At 62.2% G+C, this 14,465-nt stretch carries 16 protein-coding genes; 6 read left to right on the plus strand and 10 right to left on the minus strand.

Annotated features, from left to right (window positions below):
• Positions 1-97: 97 nt before the first annotated feature.
• Positions 98-2,440, plus strand: coding sequence for an arylsulfatase (locus ACWEFV_RS22630; RefSeq protein ID WP_450071917.1), 2,343 nt, complete (start codon positions 98-100; stop codon positions 2,438-2,440).
• Between the two features lie 12 nt (positions 2,441-2,452).
• On the opposite strand, the gene ACWEFV_RS22635 is transcribed toward ACWEFV_RS22630, so the two are convergent.
• Positions 2,453-3,028 carry a TetR/AcrR family transcriptional regulator gene (locus ACWEFV_RS22635; RefSeq protein WP_450071811.1) on the minus strand — a complete coding sequence of 192 codons (576 nt, stop codon included), beginning with the start codon at positions 3,026-3,028 and terminating at the stop codon, positions 2,453-2,455.
• Between the two features lie 45 nt (positions 3,029-3,073).
• On the opposite strand from ACWEFV_RS22635, the gene ACWEFV_RS22640 reads away from it, so the two are divergent.
• From ACWEFV_RS22640 to ACWEFV_RS22650, 3 genes are all read left to right on the plus strand, one after another.
• On the plus strand, positions 3,074-3,928 hold the full coding sequence (locus ACWEFV_RS22640) for a phytanoyl-CoA dioxygenase family protein (protein ID WP_450071812.1): 855 nt from the start codon (positions 3,074-3,076) through the stop codon (positions 3,926-3,928).
• A gap of 222 nt (positions 3,929-4,150) precedes the next feature.
• A complete protein-coding gene (locus ACWEFV_RS22645; protein WP_450071813.1) occupies positions 4,151-4,702 on the plus strand; it encodes a DUF5994 family protein in 552 nt (183 codons plus the stop codon).
• A gap of 42 nt (positions 4,703-4,744) precedes the next feature.
• Complete coding sequence (locus ACWEFV_RS22650) at positions 4,745-4,948, plus strand: hypothetical protein (RefSeq protein ID WP_450071814.1); 204 nt, start codon at positions 4,745-4,747, stop codon at positions 4,946-4,948.
• Positions 4,949-5,117: 169 nt separating this feature from the next.
• On the opposite strand, the gene ACWEFV_RS22655 is transcribed toward ACWEFV_RS22650, so the two are convergent.
• The 5 genes from ACWEFV_RS22655 to ACWEFV_RS22675 all read right to left on the minus strand — a co-directional run bounded on the left by ACWEFV_RS22655 (position 5,118) and on the right by ACWEFV_RS22675 (position 8,298).
• On the minus strand, positions 5,118-5,663 hold the full coding sequence (locus tag ACWEFV_RS22655) for a DUF5994 family protein (protein WP_450071815.1): 546 nt from the start codon (positions 5,661-5,663) through the stop codon (positions 5,118-5,120).
• Between the two features lie 189 nt (positions 5,664-5,852).
• Positions 5,853-6,974, minus strand: a complete 1,122-nt coding sequence (locus tag ACWEFV_RS22660; protein ID WP_450071816.1) for a carboxylate-amine ligase — start codon at positions 6,972-6,974, stop codon at positions 5,853-5,855.
• Between the two features lie 187 nt (positions 6,975-7,161).
• The gene (locus ACWEFV_RS22665; RefSeq protein WP_450071817.1) at positions 7,162-7,566 is read right to left on the minus strand and encodes a hypothetical protein; all 405 of its coding nucleotides are present in this window, start codon (positions 7,564-7,566) and stop codon (positions 7,162-7,164) included.
• 130 nt (positions 7,567-7,696) lie between these two features.
• Complete coding sequence (locus tag ACWEFV_RS22670; RefSeq protein WP_450071818.1) at positions 7,697-7,876, minus strand: DUF6131 family protein; 180 nt, start codon at positions 7,874-7,876, stop codon at positions 7,697-7,699.
• Positions 7,877-7,926: 50 nt separating this feature from the next.
• A complete protein-coding gene (locus ACWEFV_RS22675) occupies positions 7,927-8,298 on the minus strand; it encodes a CsbD family protein (protein ID WP_450071819.1) in 372 nt (123 codons plus the stop codon).
• Between the two features lie 183 nt (positions 8,299-8,481).
• Here ACWEFV_RS22675 and ACWEFV_RS22680 point away from each other — a divergent pair, with 183 nt between their 5' ends.
• Both ACWEFV_RS22680 and ACWEFV_RS22685 read left to right on the plus strand, forming a co-directional pair.
• Positions 8,482-9,225 (plus strand): TetR/AcrR family transcriptional regulator, encoded by a 744-nt coding sequence (locus tag ACWEFV_RS22680; RefSeq protein ID WP_450071820.1) that lies wholly within the window; start codon positions 8,482-8,484, stop codon positions 9,223-9,225.
• 115 nt (positions 9,226-9,340) lie between these two features.
• Positions 9,341-10,498 carry a fatty acid desaturase family protein gene (locus tag ACWEFV_RS22685; protein ID WP_450071918.1) on the plus strand — a complete coding sequence of 386 codons (1,158 nt, stop codon included), beginning with the start codon at positions 9,341-9,343 and terminating at the stop codon, positions 10,496-10,498.
• Between the two features lie 70 nt (positions 10,499-10,568).
• On the opposite strand, the gene ACWEFV_RS22690 is transcribed toward ACWEFV_RS22685, so the two are convergent.
• From ACWEFV_RS22690 to ACWEFV_RS22705, 4 genes are all read right to left on the minus strand, one after another.
• Positions 10,569-10,904, minus strand: coding sequence for a hypothetical protein (locus ACWEFV_RS22690; protein ID WP_450071821.1), 336 nt, complete (start codon positions 10,902-10,904; stop codon positions 10,569-10,571).
• A 46-nt stretch (positions 10,905-10,950) separates the two neighbouring features.
• Positions 10,951-11,682, minus strand: coding sequence for a GAF and ANTAR domain-containing protein (locus tag ACWEFV_RS22695; RefSeq protein WP_450071822.1), 732 nt, complete (start codon positions 11,680-11,682; stop codon positions 10,951-10,953).
• A 66-nt stretch (positions 11,683-11,748) separates the two neighbouring features.
• Positions 11,749-12,510 (minus strand): GAF and ANTAR domain-containing protein, encoded by a 762-nt coding sequence (locus tag ACWEFV_RS22700; RefSeq protein WP_450071823.1) that lies wholly within the window; start codon positions 12,508-12,510, stop codon positions 11,749-11,751.
• Positions 12,511-13,935: 1,425 nt separating this feature from the next.
• On the minus strand, positions 13,936-14,337 hold the full coding sequence (locus ACWEFV_RS22705; protein WP_450071824.1) for a hypothetical protein: 402 nt from the start codon (positions 14,335-14,337) through the stop codon (positions 13,936-13,938).
• Positions 14,338-14,465: the final 128 nt, after the last annotated feature.

A 14,465-nucleotide genomic window follows, 5' to 3' on the forward strand; every position in this document is an offset into this window, starting at 1 on the left:
CCATAAGCGACCTCGACACTTGCCAACCTCGTAGCATTCTGGACCAGAGCGCATGCCATTGGTCGGACGTTCAGCGAGGAGGATGGTCGTGGACCAAGTGCAGCAAGGGCGTCAGGTGCTTCCGATTCCTGATGCGAAACACGTCGGCCTGACGACATACGATGCGAAAGATCCCAATACCAAGTACCCGCCGATCGTTCCGTTGCGTCCGCCCGCAGGTGCGCCCAATGTGCTGATTGTCCTGCTCGACGACGTCGGGTTCGGAGCATCCTCGGCGTTCGGTGGCCCTTGTAGCACCCCGGTAGCCGAGCGCTTGGCGGCTGGTGGCCTCAAGCTCAACCGATTCCACACCACGGCATTGTGCGCGCCGACCCGCCAGGCGCTGCTGACCGGGCGCAACCATCACTCGGTGGGGATGGGTGCAATCACGGAGATGGCAACCTCGGCGCCAGGTAACAACAGCATCCGTCCCAAAGACAAGGCCACGATCGCCGAGACGTTGTGGCTCAACGGCTATTCGACCGCCCAGTTCGGTAAGTGCCACGAGGTTCCGCTGTGGGAGATCACCCCGGTGGGGCCGTTCCATCAGTGGCCTACCGGATCCGGATTCGAGCATTTCTACGGGTTCATCGGCGGCGAAGCCAACCAGTACTTTCCCGGCCTGTACGAGGGCACCACCGCTGTAGAACCGCCCAGGACGCCGGATGAGGGCTATACCCTCACCGACAATCTGGCCGATCGCGCCATCACATGGGTCCGTCAGCAGAAGGCGTTGATGCCGGATAAGCCGTTCTTCATGTACTTCGCGCCGGGCGCTACCCATGCACCACACCACGTGCCGAAGGAATGGTCGGACAAGTACCGGGGCAAGTTCGACGACGGTTGGGATGCCCTGCGGGACAAGACGATCTCCCGCCAGAAAGACCTGGGTGTGGTGCCCGACGACGCGGCGCTCACCACGCGGCACGCCGAGATCCCTGGCTGGGACGACATGCCTGCGGAACTGAAGCCGGTCCTGGCCCGCCAGATGGAGATCTACGCTGGCTTCTTGGAGCAGGCCGATGATGCGGTCGGCCGAGTGGTCGACGCCATTGCCGATCTCGGTGTCCTCGACGACACGTTGATCTACTACATCCTCGGCGATAACGGCGCATCCGCCGAAGGGACCGTCAACGGCTGCTTCAACGAGCTGAGCACACTCAACGGAATGCCCGGCATCGAGACCACCGAGTTCCTGCTGTCCAAGATCGATGACTTCGGCACGCCCGACGCCTACAACCACTACGCCGTCGGTTGGGCACATGCGTTGTGCGCGCCTTACCAGTGGACCAAGCAGGTGGCCTCGCACTGGGGCGGGACCCGCAACGGAACGATCGTGCATTGGCCCAACGGCATCTCCGACAAGGGGCAGATCCGCAACCAGTTCCACCACGTCATCGACATCGCGCCGACCATCCTGGAGGCCGCGGGGTTGCCGGCGCCGTTGTCGGTCAACGGTATTCAGCAGGCGCCGCTGGAAGGGGTCAGCATGCTTGCCACCCTGCGCGAGGCGGCCACGCCCGAAACGCATGACCTGCAGTATTTCGAGATGATGGGCAACCGCGGCATATACCACCAGGGCTGGACTGCCGTCACCAAGCACCGAACACCATGGAAGGCCGATACCCCGCCGCCGTTCGACGCCGACGTGTGGGAGCTGTACGCCCCCGGTGACTGGACCCAGGCGCATGATCTGGCGGATCAGAATCCGCAGAAACTAGCTGAACTACAACGGCTTTGGCTGATCGAGGCGGTCAAATACAACGTCGTCCCGCTCGATGATCGCGGGTTCGAGCGGATCAACCCCGATATCTCGGGCCGCCCGCAGCTGATCACCGGTAATTCGCAACTGTTGTTCTCCGGGATGCGGATCAGTGAGGCCGCGGTGTTGACACTGAAGAACAAATCGCATTCGGTGACGGCCAACATCACTGTGCCGGAATCCGGTGCGTCGGGCGTGATCATCACCCAGGGCGGCAGCGCCGGTGGCTGGACGTTGTACGTACATGAGGGCAGGCTCAAGTACTGCTATTGCTTCTTCGGCATGGAGCACTACATGACCACGGCCGACGAGCCGATACCCACGGGAAGCCACCAGGTGCGAATGGAATTCGCCTACGACGGAGGCGGATTGGCCAAGGGCGGCACCGTCTCGTTGTTCTACGACGGCAAACAGGTGGGCAACGGTCGGGTCGAACAGACCCAGCCGATGGCCTACTCCGCAGACGAGGCATGCGATGTCGGAGCCGACACCGGCTCACCCGCCTCCCCGGACTACGGGCCGACCGGAAACAAGTTCAACGGGGAGATCGATTGGGTGCAGATCGACATCGGCGACGACAGCCACGACCACCTGATCACCGCTGCCGACCGCTTCAAGATCGCCATGGCGAAACAGTGACGACCTGTCGGGCTATCTGATGCCGAGGACGGCAGCGGTGAAGCGCCAGAGTGTCTGTGTGGCTTGGTCAGAATTCGGTGTCGGGGTTATTCGGAGCTGTTGTGCGATGCCGTGGCGCAGGCCGCCGATGACGTAGGCGCCTGCGCTGTCGGGGTCGAGGTCGGCCGGCAGTTCGCCGAGTTGCTGGCCGTGGCGGATGTTGGCGGCGGCGTTGTCGATGAGGTCGTGAATGTAGGCGGCTTCGAGTTCGGTTAGCTGCGGGTCGCTGGCGGTGCGGTTGAGCAGGATCGGCGCCAGTGGGTCGGCGAGGTGATAGGCGACGAAACGGTGAGTGCGGTCGCGTTCGCGAGTGGCCCAGTCGCCGGTGGGTAGGTGGGCATCGGCGATCGCGTGGCGCAGTCCGTCGTAGAAGCCGTCGTAGATCGCTGTCAGCAGACCACTCTTCGATCCGAAATGGTGGTAGAGCGCGCCGGTGCTGAGTCCGGCCCGGCGCGTCAGCCCGCTGAGTTCGAAGGCGCCGTTTCCGTGCACGAGTTCGTCGCGGGCTGCATCGATCAGCTGTTGACGTCCGACCGGGGCCCGTGCCATAGTCCGAAGAATAACAGAAGTCAGTTATGTTTCGGTGAGGGCGATATGAGCACTGAAGTGACATCGTTGGCGGAGTTGGCCGGCGACCTGGCCGGTACCTATCGGCGCACCCGCAGCCGCGGTGAGCGGGTTGACCCGGCGGTGGCCGAGGCAGACCTCGCGGCACTACTTCGCGACGGATACGTGATCCTGCCTGATCTGCTCACCGCGGCCGAACTCGACGCGATTCGGGATTCTGTTGGGCCACTGTTGGATCGGCTGGGCCGCAACGGGTTCGAAGGTCACGCCACCCAGCGGGTGTACAGCGTGTTGAACAAGACCCGCAGCTGTGACCGGATCGCCGACCATCCACGCGTGCTGGCGCTGCTGGATCGACTGTTCATGCCGAACTACCTGTTGTCGATGTTGCAGGTGATCAAGATCCTGCCGGGGGAGCAGGCGCAGATGCTGCATACCGACGACAGCTTCTATCCGCTGCCCCGACCGCGAAAAGCGCTGGGTGCAGCCACTATCTGGGCGATCGATGATTTCACCGCCGACAACGGTGCGACCGACATCGTCGCTGGCAGCCATGAATGGGGTGATCGGAAGCCTGAGCCCGCCGAACGCGAACCGGTGGTGATGAGTGCCGGGTCGTGCGCCTTCTTTCTCGGGACGTTGTGGCACGGCGGTGGCGCCAATCGATCCGCGAACGCGCGCCTGGCCCTTACGGCGCAGTATTGCGAGCCGTGGTTGCGCCCGCAGGAAGCATTCACCTTGTCCATGACCCGCGACACCGTGCGGGCGGTGTCCGAGGACATTCGGCGCATGCTGGGCTACAGCATCCACCCGCCGTTCATCGGCCAGGTCGATGGCATGCACCCCAAGCGGCTCCTCGAACCAGGCGCCCAATCGGTCTGATGTGGCCACCAAACTTGTTCGATCACTTTATGATCGACGCGCTTTCGCTGCAGGCATCGAGGGATGCCAGTGCGCCAGCTGAACGCGGTCATGGCGGTCGCTTTTTTGTGTAACTGCGAGTATCGTTAAACGTGTTGGTGTTCCGTCATACAGATTGCCCGTCCGGGTTTGGAGCATCGGTTCAATAGGCCGCTTGGCTCGGCCATAGATGGGAGCGTCAACATGACGCTACAAGCGGTTGAGAATTCGCACCGGGTGCAAGGCCCGTCCCATACTCCGAGATTGCGGTTGAAACCGAAGGCGCCACGCAATGGGTTCGTCGATGGGGCGTGGTGGCCTCGCGGCGATGACCTCAGCGATGAGCTTCCCGACCTACTAGCGGTGCTGTCCGTCAGGCTGGGACACGTCGAACGGGTACTCTACCGATTGTCTGACTGGCGGCCCGCGCCTCGAAAGCTCGACACCGGTGGCGTTCCAGTCAAGCTGGACGGGTATGAACGCCAACCGATTTCAACAATCAGTCTGATAGGCGCTGGTTTCCGTCGACTCGATTTGCTGGTCGTAGCTGTGCACGCGGACGCCTCCGATGCGCACGCGACGATGATGAGGGCTGCACATCCCAGCGACGAGACCCGTGTGGACCGCCTTCTCGGGATCGAACCGCGCGTCCGGATCAGCTTGGACCGAGCCAGCGTTGCCCAGCAGCGCTGGGATTCAGAGATATCCAAACCACGCCGCGCGTTCACCGGATGCCCATCCGGTGACGGCTTCTGAAGAACAAGACGCTGGCGATATCGTCAGGGATCGGATTTGACCATGACTGTACAAGTAACCCGCAACGACGGCGTCACTGATGAGTTTGCACGCTTCGGCGACCGCTATGTCAAACACAACGACGGGTCATTAGAAGTTATCCGAGCCGAAACAATGCCGGCCACGACCTATCCGGTGGGCGGCTGGACTGAGGTGTCCGGAGACGAAAAGCGCAAGCCCCACCGGCTATTTCATCACCGCTCATAGTGCAATCACTACCAGGTGAGCCTTGAGTCAGGTTCGAGATTCGCTCGCTCCTTTGACCGACCCTGATCCTGGTCAGAGTTTCGACCACCAAACCCGATGCGTCACAACGCATCCGTCGCCGGAGGCAATTTGCCATCAGGTGAATGCCGGCCGCTGGGAAGTTTCGGTGTCAGCCGCGTAGCTGCGCTAACTTTGGGGGAACCGTAGTTCCACCTTCTGATTCCCAGCGTTCTTGAGCAGTGGAAGCTTGGGTGCGTCTGTCCCGGTCTCGTTGGCTGATCATGAGCAATCCGTCGACGGTTGCGGCGTTGTGGGGTTGCGCCGCGGTCATCATGGTGCGGTGTGCGTCGTCGGCGTCGGTGTGGGGCGGGATCACCAGTAGCGTGAGCCGGTCACCGTCGAGCCCGAGAACTTCAACGGTGTTGATCGGCTGTCGCCGATACCCATCCAGGCGTACCGCCCGCCCTCCGGTGATGAGCTTTCGTGGTGCTTTCGCCCATGCGCTCAGGTGATACAGCACCCGGTCGATGCGGCCCAGGCGCACCGAGAGCACGGCCAGCAGGTCTGGCAGCTCTGCGCTGAGGTCATCTGTGTGCGGCCACCACGCCCCGTCGACATAGCCACTTTGTGGTGCTTTGGGCTTCAACCGTAGGCGCGGCGTACGCGCCGGCACGATGGAGTTCTGATCATTTCTGCGTGTCTGCTGTGGCGTCATGGAGACGCTCCCGTCTGGACCGCGTGGCGCGGCCCTGTCCTTCAAATCAGCGATGACACACTCGAAATGGTTGCGTGTACGAAGTACCGCCGATAGTTGTGATCCTACGCTGATCCAGTCTGAATGCGGGCCGCGGTCAAGCGATCGTTGGGAAAGGCGAGCCGAAGACTCTCACCACTGTCAGTCCTGTCATGCCGTGTTGCCCAACGCACCTTGGGCACGGGGCGCGATGTCTGCCGTCTCAGCGATGAGGTGATCCACGACGTCGAACAGGCTGTTGCTCATGCGCATGACGCGACGTTGGCGGGCCGCCGAGCTGCCGTCTGCCAGCGCCTGGCGCGCCAACTCCTCAACGGCTTGCCAGTCTCCGGATGCCTGCAGCTGTGGTCGGAGCATCTGCACCAAGTCGGTAACCACATCGCCCGCGGGGCGACTGGCCGGATTTATCAAGTCCACCAGGTCGCCTTCCAATCCCGATCGGGCAGCTCGCCACAGCGCGGCGCGGCCGAGCGGGGGCACCACTATGGCGGCAGGCACCCCGGCGCGTAGTCCCTCGATTTCGCGTTCGACGAGCGCGCGGAAGAGAGCCGCGATGAGCACGATGGTGTCGGCGCGCGGACAGCTATCACACACGCGCAGCTCCAAGGTGGGCGTTCGCAGGGCCGGGCGAACGTCAAAGTATGACATCCCCGCATCGCTGATCACTCCGGTCGCAACCAGATTGGAGATCAACGTGTCGTACTCCGCGGCTGACGTGGCCGGAGGCGCCAAACCAGTGGTGGGCCATCGCTGCCATACCAGTGTGCGAACACTGCTGTAGCCGGTATCAGATCCGTCGGACCAGAATGGCGAACTCGCGCTCAGCGCAAGCAGAGTGGGAACATAGGCGGCCACCCGGCCGGCCACCAGGACAGACTCGTCACGGTCGTCGATTCCAACGTGTATCTGGGTCCCACAGATCAGTTGTTCGCGTGCCAACAGCTGATAGTCGGCAAGCATCTGCTGATAACGGGAAGTCTGGGTCACCTGCATCTCGCTGGGCACCGACAACGGAACCGCGCCTGCGGCAACCACTCCCAACCCGAGAGTGGCGGCGGTACCGACGAGGACTCGGCGCCGCGCTGTCAGATCGGCCCGCAGGTCCGGAAGAGTACGGACAACACTGCCGTTCGCCTCCACGACACAGCTCTGCAATTCGGCCACATAACCGTCAGGCAACAGGTGCAGCACCTCTGGTGCCCGCGTTGCCAGCCGTCGGGTTGTGAGGTCGACAAGGTGGAACTCTTCCTCTATGCCGACCGTCCGGGGCATCGCCGCTCCTGCCTACGCAACGGAAATGACGTTGATGACATCCCATGGGATAGCCGTTGCGCGCGGCGATAAACCAATATCGGGCCGCGGCAGGCGGCAGGCTCAGGCCGGGGGATCAGCCAGTCGCTGCGCGGCCAGGGCCCGGAGTTCGACGCTTGTTTCATGCGAGGCCCGGGGCCGGAGACTCTCAATTGTCTTGGCGTTCCTTGCTGTCGGCATTCATATGCGCGTGCGATGCCTGGGGGACGGTATCCATCGTGTCCGCCCGGTCCCACTGGGTCGTTGAGCTGCTGAGGGGAGTTCGGTGCCTCGTTGCGCTGGAGACCGTCCCGCCGTGACAGACCTCGTGCTGGGGCCGCCCAGACGTTGGCTTCGGACGGCGCGGAGCGTTACGGGCGGCGGTGGCCTCGTCAGCCCACCCCTCGCGCTGTCGAAATTGCGGTGGGCCCTGTTCGACGGATTGGTCGATGTTGTCGGGCGTCGCAGATTGATCTTTGTCGCGTTTGTTGCCCGCCACCCACGCGAAGACAGCGATGGGCACCATCGTCGCGAACACTACGAGGGCGACGAAAACGATACTGCTGGTAGCCATATCGGCTCCTTGGGATTAGTGAGACGTGAGTACTGCACGCAGCCTCGAAGTGGACATGCCCTCGACCATCGGGGCATGTGGCCGATCACGGCCGTCGGCCCAATGTCGTCGGCTATGACCCACGGGCCGGTCAGTAGTAGTGACGCCGGCCGCCGATGGCGTGACCCGTTCGCCCCATCAGCATCATGAGCAGACCGACGACCAGCAGGATGACCCCGATGACCAGGACAACGTGGGCGAAAGCGAATGTGGGGACGAGGCTGGGGAGGAGGAGCCCCAGAACGATCATGATGATTCCGAGGATGATCATGGTATTTACCTAGTTTCGGTATAGATGTTTGGGGGCGGGTTTGCCCGGGATCAGTGTTTGAAAGCGTCTTTGAGCTTGTCGCCTGCCTGTTTGGTGTTGCCTTTGATTTGGTCGGCGCGTCCCTCAGCCCTTCGGCGGGTGTTGCCGGTCATGCGGCCAAAGACTTTCTTCGCGCCGCCCATGGCGGCTTCGGCTTTGTGGGCGGTGCGCCGTACACCGGCCGACAACGCGCTCAAGCCGAGCATCGGAACGCGCCGACGAAGACGTCGAAGAGAAGCGGTGTGCGTCGGCCCGGTTATGTCAGCGCCGCATACGGAGAGATTTGCGGTCGATAGGTGAGTGGGCCCCGTGCTTGTCAGCACCCCGGTGAACCCCACGACCACCGCGGCGAGCAAAACAACCGATCCAACGATCACGATCATGGCGGCGCCTCTACTGATGCTTAGAAGTTCAGTACACGCTCGATCAACGAGGTTGTCAACAGCGTATATCTACGGCATAGTCCTACTCTGTTGACAGCGCGAGTGCTTCGCCATTGTTATGTCTACAGCGTAGGACTACAGTGGAGGTCCACACTGAAGACATACGGAAGGTGGCAGTTTTCCATGACCCAACCGACAGCGGGTCCGTCAGGTCCCGCGCCCGCCGCTCGAAATATCGACGCAAACGGTGACAGCGGGCCGATCACCCGCGCAGCGGTCCTAGCCAGCGCCCTCGCGATTATCGACCGCGACGGCGTCGACAAGCTATCGATGCGGCGGCTCGGCGAGGCGGTCGGGCGCGACCCGATGGCTCTCTATCGGCATGTGCCCAACAAAGCAGCGGTGCTCGACGGGGTCGTCGAGATGGTCTTCGAACAGCTTCCGCTGGACACCACAACGCCGGATTGGGCCACAGCATTGCGCAAGCTCGGCCACGAGTTCCGCGATCTGGCGCGCGCGCATCCCAATGTGGTGCCGTTGTTGGTCACTCGTCCGCTGGCGACACCGCTTGGGATGCGGCCACCAGGAATCCTGCGGCACCTCGAAGAGGTTCTCACTCTGCTCATCGGTGCCGGGTTCACCGGAGCGGATGCGCTGCACGTCTACCGGGCGTTGTTCGGGTTCCTGTACGGGCACGTACTTACCGAACTGCAGGAAATCGTCGAGCGGCCTGAGGAAACCGACCATGTACTGCGGCTGGGACTGCACCGACTTCCGATCGACCAGTTTCGGCACCTTCGTGAGCTCGCGCCAACCTGGGCGTCCTACGACGGCCTGGCCGAACTCGACCGCGGACTCGACATTCTGCTCAGCGGACTGGCCGCTCGACTCGCCGTCCCCAGCGCCGCTCCCGCGCCTACCCCATAGAACGACGGCGGACGGACGTGACCTCGATACCGCACTCGGAGCTTTCCAAACTCACCTTCGTCCTGTGCGAATAGGTATGGACTCACAGGCTCTCTACGGACTTGGTAAGACGACGATGGCAATAACGGACGCAGCCGAATACGCCCACCTTTGCGAGGCCGACGTCGAGCTGCTTGGTGTCGAACTCGAGGCAATCCGTCGCGACATCGAGAATTCGCGCGGTGAACGAGATCGGGCATACATTCAGCGGGCCATCGCGTTTCAGCGCTGCCTCGACATCACGGCACGCCTCATGATCGCCGCCAGCCGAAGCAGACCCGGCTGGGCACTCGGAACCGCCGCGCTGGCCACCGCGAAAAGCATCGAGAACATGGAACTCGGTCACAACATCTGCCACGGTCAATGGGATTGGATGAACGATCCGGAAATCCACTCCAGCACCTGGGAGTGGGACATGGCCGGCGTCTCCTCACAGTGGCGGTACGCCCACAACTACCGCCACCACGTATTTGCGAACGTCATCGGCATCGACGACGACCTCGGATACGGCATCATGCGGGTCACCCGCGACCAGCAGTGGCGGTTGGGCAATCTGCTGCAGCCGCTACGAAGCATATTGCTGGCCATCATGTTCGAATGGGGAATCGCCCTGCAGGGGTGGGAGTCGCAGCAGAAGCGCGCGGCGACTCGCATCGACAAATCCGCGCTCACCCGAGCTTTGGTCCGCAAGGTAGCGCGGCAGGCCGGCAAGGACTATTTGATCTTTCCCGCGCTAAGTCTTCGACGATGGCGCCGCACGCTCACCGCGAACGCGGCCGCCAACGTGCTGCGAAATGTGTGGGCCTATGTGGTGATCTGCTGCGGACACCTCGTCGACGGTACGCAGAAGTTCGCGCCCGCCGCACTGGAGGATGAGTCCAAATCCGAATGGTATCTACGACAAATGCTTGGCACCGCGAACTTTCGTGCCGGGCCGGTGTTGGCGTTCCTCAGCGGAAACCTCTGCTACCAAATTGAACACCACCTCTTTCCGGATCTCCCGAGCAACCGCTACGCGCAGATCGCCCCTCAAGTTCGGTCGATATGCGCCCGCTTCGACCTGCCGTACACGACCGGTCCATTCGCACGCCAATACCTAGGGACCGTGCGAACCATTTTCAAGCTCGCTCTCCCAGATCGGCTTCCTGCGAGGGATTGTGAAGGAATGGCCGGACGCAAACGTGACCACCCGGTTGCTGAGTCCTTCATTCCGGGTATCGGCAATATCGTGTGACAACTCATCGCGAAATCCGTTCCAGCTCAACATAATACGTCACGGTGACGATTGTCTGGCCTCTGGCTGTTCACGGAAAGGGGATAGGCGGGATCGCGGAAGGCAATTGAATCTGGGGAATCGCGGCCGGCATCTCAACTTGCGGCACGTCAGCTGGAAGTTGCGCCCGCGGAATCTCGTTCGGCAGCTGCACAACAGGGACGGCACTCGGCAACGGCACTGGTGGGATGTCGCTGGGCAACGGAAACGGCGGAACATTGGCCGGCATCGGCAGTGTCGCCGTGGGATCGTCGGATGCGGCGGGCTGGTCCGAGTGGGCGTTGCAGCTGACAATCGTCGTCAGTACGGCCACCGCCGACAAGAGCGTCACGGTTCGGCGCCGCGTCCGTTCCGTCTCGATGGGCATTTGGCCGACTCCTCGGGATCTGGAATTACGACGCTTCCAGCGGCGGTTATTGTGCAGGCCCAGGGCTGAGAATCACCGTGGTGTCTGCGCCGCCAACTATTCCACGCGCCAGGTCGGCCAATCTCTGGTTGGTGCGCCTGGCGTGCCCACGTAGCAGGGTGAAAGCCTGGTCCATCCCGATTGCCCCCCGTTCGGCGAGCACACCTTTTGCCTGCTCGATGACCGTTCGGGTGTTGAGAGCATTTTGCAGCTGCTGATTGATGACCTCAGAGCGGGTGAGAATCCGTTGGTGCAGTATCCCAACCGCAGCGACGTCTGACAGCCCTTGTCCGACTGCGATGTCGGTCTCCGACATCCCACCGGGTTCGGCGCGGAACAGATTCACGGCGCCGACACACTCGTTTCGTAACCGTAGCGGCAGCGCGAAGGCCGCTGCGAACCCGTATTCGGCGGCGCGCTCGGCGAACGCTGGCCACCGTTGCCGCTCCTGGTGGATATCAGGTACCAGCACGGGTTCCCGGGTGAGGTAGGCCTCCAGGCAGGGGCCGGCGTTGGCTTCAACCTGCAGTAGTTCAAGTAGCCGGGTGTGCTCGCTGCTGGAGGCGAACACGTGCAGGCGGCCTGTTGCGTCACCGAGCATGATCCCTGCGGCAGAGACGGGCAGCAACGCCATGACGCTGTCAACGAGCCGTTGTGCAAACTCGACTACGTCATAGTCTGCAACGAGCGTGTCCGCTAATCCAACGAATGCCTTGGCAAGTTGTTCGTAGCGGTCCATCACGATCCCTTTCTCCTCTCCGCGATATGAATTCTTCCGTCTCGACCCATGCTGGTCAACGTTTGCTCACGTCGTCACGGATGGGTTCGGATTCGCGCCAGCCTCTGGGTCGGGGTCTGGGTCGGGATTGAACCGCAGTTGGCGGTGAACGATGGCGTGGGCTACTTGGCTCAGCAACATCCCGTGCGAAAAGGCATACGCCTGCAGGCGCACGTAGGCCTCGCGGGCGCTGACTCCAAGTTGCACGACGACCATTCCGGTTGCCTGGTGAACTTCGCGAGTGCCCAGGGGTTGGTCCCATAGAGACCCGAGCGACTCGAGGGGCAGGTCTCCTCGACCTGAGCCCAGCAGAATGGCGGTCACGATCTCTGCTATTGCAATCGCATTGGCGAAGTCGACAGCCGCCAATTCGGCCGCACCATCGCGGTACAGGTCGAGAACACCCACTTGGATCGCGCCCACCTGTAGCGGCAATGCATACATCGCCGCTACGCCGGCGTCGACGGCGTCATTGGCGAACATCGGCCAGCGATCGTGCGCGGCGGCGATGTCCGCCACTATCACGGGTGCGCCTGAGGCGATAGCTTCCATGCCTGGCCCCTCGCCCAGGGTGACCTGAGTCCATTCCACTCGTTCTGCGATGCGATCGCTCGCACACAGTACTTCGATGCCGACACCCTCCACGCTTACCGAGATGCCCGATCGTGTCACCGGGAGGACGGCTACGCACGCCTCGCACAGCCGCGACGGTTCATCCTTGTGGGTCGAGGTTCCCCGGAAGGCTTCGAGAAACCGTGCGCCCACACTCACCGGATCCGATGGGTTCACGGGAGCTCCGCTCTATCCATGGTCGGGCCTGGCCGCGCGCGCCCGAACACGGACGGTGTCCTACACCCTGAACAGTACCGCCCGCAGCGACGTGCAATTGACCATTGCACTGTGTCGTGCACCGAAATTGACGACTCACGATAGTTGTCAGTACAGCTAATTAGCTAACGCCGATGTAAAATATTTCGCAGGCAAGAATAGTGTTAGCTACATGACCGTATGGAAAAGGCGACAGGCAAGGCGTCGCATACTTCGCGGCTGGCGATCCCCGGGTGGGTGCTGACCGCGAACGGCGCAGCGGCGGCCCCCCGGGTACTCCAGGTGGCGCTGTCAACTGGATGCTATTTGACCTGCTATGCCCCTTGCTCTGCAGCGGAATTGGTGGCCGGTTCGTGGCGCGAAACTCTGAGTTGGTGGCCGCCCTGGCGCATTGGACCAATGTTCCTTTGGGCATCGAAGGACTGTCACTGGCGCTCGTTCCGCGAGCGATTGGCAACTATTGAACAATGTGCTAGATTCGCATCAGCCGTAGCTATTTCGTTGAACAGTATTAGCTATAGCTAACCTAATTCGTTTGTCGCCGAGACCCCGTGGCAGGCTCGTTGTCGAGCAAGTGGGGTGGGAAATGGCAACTGAATCCGCATTGGTGCGCGCTTGTTGCGCGCTGGTCTTCGAGCGCGTTATCGCCGCGACGTCGACATGTGCGAGCTGGTACCGCACCGATCCTAATCTCGATCCCGGGACGGATCCATGGTCCAGGGCAGGCGACGACATGAAGTGCTCGCATGGACGAATTCGCTGACGACCCGATCCCCGCCTCACTACCTGGTGCGGTAGCTGTCGAAGCGGGGGGACCGACCATCGATGAGCTCGTCAGGCGACTCGCCCGAACAGGTATGCGGTCTGTCTGGGAACGGTCACCGAACGCCCACAGCGTGGGCGTTCTCGGCCGGGCTTGACCGAACATTCGACCGATACATGCCGCCCGTCGCCGGGAGCAAGGCCGCGCCGTACTGGGATGGTGTCGACGGCGTCGGCATGCTCCATGACGCGAGGATTCTCATCGTCGATGACTGCACGCTCTCAAATGGTCTATGTACCAATATCTCTCGGCCATCCATAGTGCGGCGACGCTAGCTGCCCTGCGCGTCGAGCCGGACTACATCAAGCCGACATTGCCGAAATCGTGGGGGGTCAACCGAGCAACCGTGCCCATCCTGAATTGCCCGCCGGGCAGCGCGGCCGTGTGGGTTGTCCCGGTGGCCGACGTCTTTGCGAATCGTGTTACACCACCGGGTTGATTGCGTCAGGCGGGGATCTAACGACTGTTAAGCGCTGCGCTGCGCTGACGGCTGATGGCACCCCGACACGAAGTATGAGGTCGATCAACGGTTGAGCAGTGCGCTGTGAGGTTTGTTGGAGACGTCAGTGGTCTTGGTGTTCCTTGCGATCTGCAGCCGTGGGTGTTTCGGGTGTCTGAGAGGCCGGGTCCAGCGTGTCCGCGCGGTCCCATTGTTCGTTGAGCTCCTGACGGGAGGTCGCCGCTTGGCTGCGGTGGGTGGCGGCCTGCTGCTGCAGACCGGACGCTTGGGCCGCCTTGACGTCGGACTCGGCTTGAGCAGCACGGGCCCGGGCGGCAGTCTCGTCGGCCTGTGCTTCGCGCTGGCGAACTTGCCGCGTTTCGTCCCTGGCGGACTCGCGAATTTCTTCGGCTGCCACGTGGCGATGTTGGTTGCGTTTATTGCGCGCCACCCACGCGATTGCGGCGATCAGCAAAGCGGCCGCGAACACGATGAGGAGGATGAAAACGATACTGCTGGTGGACATGTCGACTCCTTGGGATTGGTTGAACCTGGATTTTGATCGCGCCAGAGGCTATTGCAGTGCTTCTGGCGACGTGGGTGTGGCACTGGGGTGCAGCCACATTGCCGTTCGTCACTGTGTGGTGGACACCT

The sequence above is a fragment of the Mycobacterium sp. NPDC004974 genome, assembly GCF_053600815.1.

Coding starts and splice junctions, on each gene's coding strand:
- ACWEFV_RS22650 (WP_450071814.1), top strand. CDS start 4,745: ATGACTGTACAAGTAACCCGCAACGACGGCGTCACTGATGAGTTTGCA.
- ACWEFV_RS22665 (WP_450071817.1), bottom strand. CDS start 7,566: ATGGCTACCAGCAGTATCGTTTTCGTCGCCCTCGTAGTGTTCGCGACG.
- ACWEFV_RS22655 (WP_450071815.1), bottom strand. CDS start 5,663: ATGACGCCACAGCAGACACGCAGAAATGATCAGAACTCCATCGTGCCG.
- ACWEFV_RS22685 (WP_450071918.1), top strand. CDS start 9,341: ATGGCAATAACGGACGCAGCCGAATACGCCCACCTTTGCGAGGCCGAC.
- ACWEFV_RS22695 (WP_450071822.1), bottom strand. CDS start 11,682: ATGGACCGCTACGAACAACTTGCCAAGGCATTCGTTGGATTAGCGGAC.
- ACWEFV_RS22680 (WP_450071820.1), top strand. CDS start 8,482: ATGACCCAACCGACAGCGGGTCCGTCAGGTCCCGCGCCCGCCGCTCGA.
- ACWEFV_RS22640 (WP_450071812.1), top strand. CDS start 3,074: ATGAGCACTGAAGTGACATCGTTGGCGGAGTTGGCCGGCGACCTGGCC.
- ACWEFV_RS22705 (WP_450071824.1), bottom strand. CDS start 14,337: ATGTCCACCAGCAGTATCGTTTTCATCCTCCTCATCGTGTTCGCGGCC.
- ACWEFV_RS22645 (WP_450071813.1), top strand. CDS start 4,151: ATGACGCTACAAGCGGTTGAGAATTCGCACCGGGTGCAAGGCCCGTCC.
- ACWEFV_RS22690 (WP_450071821.1), bottom strand. CDS start 10,904: ATGCCCATCGAGACGGAACGGACGCGGCGCCGAACCGTGACGCTCTTG.
- ACWEFV_RS22660 (WP_450071816.1), bottom strand. CDS start 6,974: ATGCCCCGGACGGTCGGCATAGAGGAAGAGTTCCACCTTGTCGACCTC.
- ACWEFV_RS22635 (WP_450071811.1), bottom strand. CDS start 3,028: ATGGCACGGGCCCCGGTCGGACGTCAACAGCTGATCGATGCAGCCCGC.
- ACWEFV_RS22675 (WP_450071819.1), bottom strand. CDS start 8,298: ATGATCGTGATCGTTGGATCGGTTGTTTTGCTCGCCGCGGTGGTCGTG.
- ACWEFV_RS22670 (WP_450071818.1), bottom strand. CDS start 7,876: ATGATCATCCTCGGAATCATCATGATCGTTCTGGGGCTCCTCCTCCCC.